4 protein-coding genes are annotated in these 2,614 nt (G+C 53.5%); all 4 read right to left on the bottom strand.

Annotated elements, in window-relative coordinates:
* Positions 1-957, bottom strand: a 957-nt coding sequence (gene flhB / locus P0Y67_RS22490) for a flagellar biosynthesis protein FlhB (protein ID WP_342393678.1), incomplete at its 3' end; no start/stop codon positions are given.
* On the bottom strand, positions 954-1,733 hold the full coding sequence (gene fliR, locus P0Y67_RS22485) for a flagellar biosynthetic protein FliR (RefSeq protein ID WP_046220723.1): 780 nt from the start codon (positions 1,731-1,733) through the stop codon (positions 954-956). The genes fliR and flhB, both read right to left, overlap by 4 nt.
* On the bottom strand, positions 1,733-2,002 hold the full coding sequence (gene fliQ, locus P0Y67_RS22480; protein ID WP_027252354.1) for a flagellar biosynthesis protein FliQ: 270 nt from the start codon (positions 2,000-2,002) through the stop codon (positions 1,733-1,735). Before fliQ ends, fliR begins: the two co-directional genes overlap by 1 nt.
* A 9-nt stretch (positions 2,003-2,011) precedes the next feature.
* Positions 2,012-2,614: flagellar type III secretion system pore protein FliP (fliP, locus tag P0Y67_RS22475; protein WP_342393677.1), on the bottom strand; the 603-nt coding region annotated here is incomplete at its 5' end.

The raw sequence follows: 2,614 nt of genomic DNA, 5'->3' as shown, positions 1-2,614 counted from the left end.
CGTAAGTGGCGGGGAATTCAGTATTTCCACGTTGTTCTCGCGGGCGATACGCTGAATATGCAGGGCCATTTCATCCACCCCTTTGGCCACCACGAAAGGGGCATCGTACATAGTCGGATCGTATTTAATGGCGACCGCATAGTGGGTTGGGTTGGTGATCACCACATCTGCCTGCGGCACGGTTTTTTCCACTTTACGTCGTGCAAACTGCTGCTGAATCTGGCGGATACGCTGTTTCACTTCCGGCCGGCCTTCGTTGTTTTTGTATTCTTCCTTGGTTTCCTGTTTGGTCATTTTCAGCTGCTTTAAGTGCTCCCAACGCTGGTAGGGCACATCAAGCAAGCCAAAAATGATCAGCGCAACGCCCATCAGCAGCACACCGTGAAAAAGGATACTCATGACGGCGACAACGCCCTGGCGCAAAGGCAGGTTCTGCATCGCCATCAGTTCAGCCAGATGAGAATCCAGATAGGTATAGAGCAGCAAAAAGATAACGGTCACTTTGAGGGTTGATTTCAGCAGCTCAACCAGTGAGCGTATCGAGAACATACGTTTAATGCCGGCAATCGGGCTGATCTTCGACAGTTTTGGCAGCACACCGGCAGGGTAGAACAGCCAGCCGCCCAGCATCAGACTTCCCGCGATGGCCGCTAACAGTATGACCGCAAACAGTGGCAGCAGCAGTTCTATCAAAATAGCCAGGCTTTGCCCCATATGTTCTATGCCTTGCCAGGGCGACTGCAAGTCTTCGCGGGTCAGTTGCATGTTGAACCGGAACACACCGCTGAGTGCATCCCAGATGGCCTCAAGCTGGACCGAGAAGAAATACACCACAACGATAAAAATCACCGCGGCGGTGAGATCTTTGGCCCGTGGGATCTGCCCCTGCTCTCTGGCTTTACGGATTTTCTGGGGCGTGGCTTTTTCTGTTTTGTCCTGCGTACTCTGGTCACTCATAGGCCGTTTCCTGCGACATAATAGGTCAGTTCCTGCAAGGTGGTATGCACGAACTGGGTATAGCGGCTGGGTACACCGCTGATAGCAATGAGAATACTGAACAGGCCCAGAAGCATGGTCATGGGAAAGCCTAAGGCGTACACGTTCAGGCTGGGCGCGGCCCGGTTCATGACGCCAAAACTGATGTTTGCCAGCAGCATGGAAACGATGGCGGGTAAGGCCAGCGCCAGTGCAGAGGCGAACATCCAGCCGACCATGGACATAATCTGGTGCAGCGTCGCTTCACTGATACCTGAGCCGACAGGCCAGACATGAAAGCTCTGGACCAGAATATCAATCACGATCAGATGGCCGTCCAGTGCCAGAAAAAGCAAGGTGCTGAACATCAGGAACAGGCGGCCGAGCAGGGCGACAGACATGCCGTTCACCGGGTCATTCATGATCGCCATGCTCAGGCCCATCTGCATAGAGACAATCTGCCCGAGCATGGTCATGGTGTTGAATAACAGGTGTATGATAAATCCGAAGAACACTCCCCAGATCGCTTGCTCGAAGGCGAGCACCAGTGCTTTAAGGGAAAGGGGATCCACAGCTGGCATCGCTGGCATCAGCGGCGCAATCAGAATGCTGATCGACAAGGCAAAAAGCAGTCTTATCCAAATCGGAATGGCGCCGTCGCCAAAAAAGGGCATAGCCACGAGCGCCGCCCCGAGGCGGAAAAAGGGCCACCAGACTTGCCCCAGCCAGGCTGTGATTTGCGCAAAGGTCAGATCCATCAGCCAATCATTCCCGGAATGTTATGGAACAGATAGGTGAACAGGTCGACGAGTTTACGGATCATCCAGTGGCCGGCGAAAATCACCATCAGCAGGGTCACCAATAAACGCGGAAGAAAGCTCAGGGTCTGCTCATTAATCTGTGTTGCCGCCTGAAACACGGCAATCAGCAGCCCGACAAGCAGCCCCGGAATGACCAGTACCGTCACAATGGTGATGATCATCCACACAGCATCTGAAAACAGGGTAACAGCGAGTTCCGGTGTCATGTTGTTCTCCTACCCGAAACTGGCTGCGAGAGTGCCAACCGTCATTGCCCAGCCATCCGCCAGCACGAATATAACCAGCTTGAACGGCAAAGAAATGATCAGGGGGGACAGCATCATCATACCCATCGCCATCAAGACGCTGGCAACCACCAGGTCGATAATCAGGAAGGGAATAAACAACATGAAGCCAATCTGGAATGCCGTTTTGAGCTCACTGATCACGAAAGCGGGTAACACGACGGCAAACGACAAATCTTCGGCGTTCTGATTGATCGGCTCGTTGGCAATGTGCAGCATTTGTTCCAGCGAGCTTTGCTGGGTTTGCTTGAGCATGAAATCTTTGACGGGTTTTTCTGCCACTGCAAAGGCATCCATCAAGGTCATCTGGCCTGCGTCATACGGCTTGAAAGCGTGTTCATAGACGTCTGTCCACACCGGGCGCATGATGAGCAAGGTTAACGCCAGCGCTATGCCGACCAGCACCCGGTTAGGCGGACTCTGTTGCAGGCCGAGCGCCTGACGCAAAATGGCCAGCACGATAATAATCCGGTATTTGCGGCTGAAAGTGGCGGCCTGACACTGATGACAGTGTCTGATGGTGCCGCCAACCAG

Source organism: Photobacterium sp. SP02 (genome assembly GCF_038519165.1).
Taxonomy (GTDB): Bacteria; Pseudomonadota; Gammaproteobacteria; order Enterobacterales; family Vibrionaceae; genus Photobacterium; species Photobacterium halotolerans.
This window is presented reverse-complemented; position numbering and strand designations above follow the sequence as displayed.

What these genes read in the sequence shown, in the direction of transcription:
- fliQ (WP_027252354.1), bottom strand. Translation starts at nt 2,002, where the DNA reads ATGACACCGGAACTCGCTGTTACCCTGTTTTCAGATGCTGTGTGGATG.
- fliR (WP_046220723.1), bottom strand. Translation starts at nt 1,733, where the DNA reads ATGGATCTGACCTTTGCGCAAATCACAGCCTGGCTGGGGCAAGTCTGG.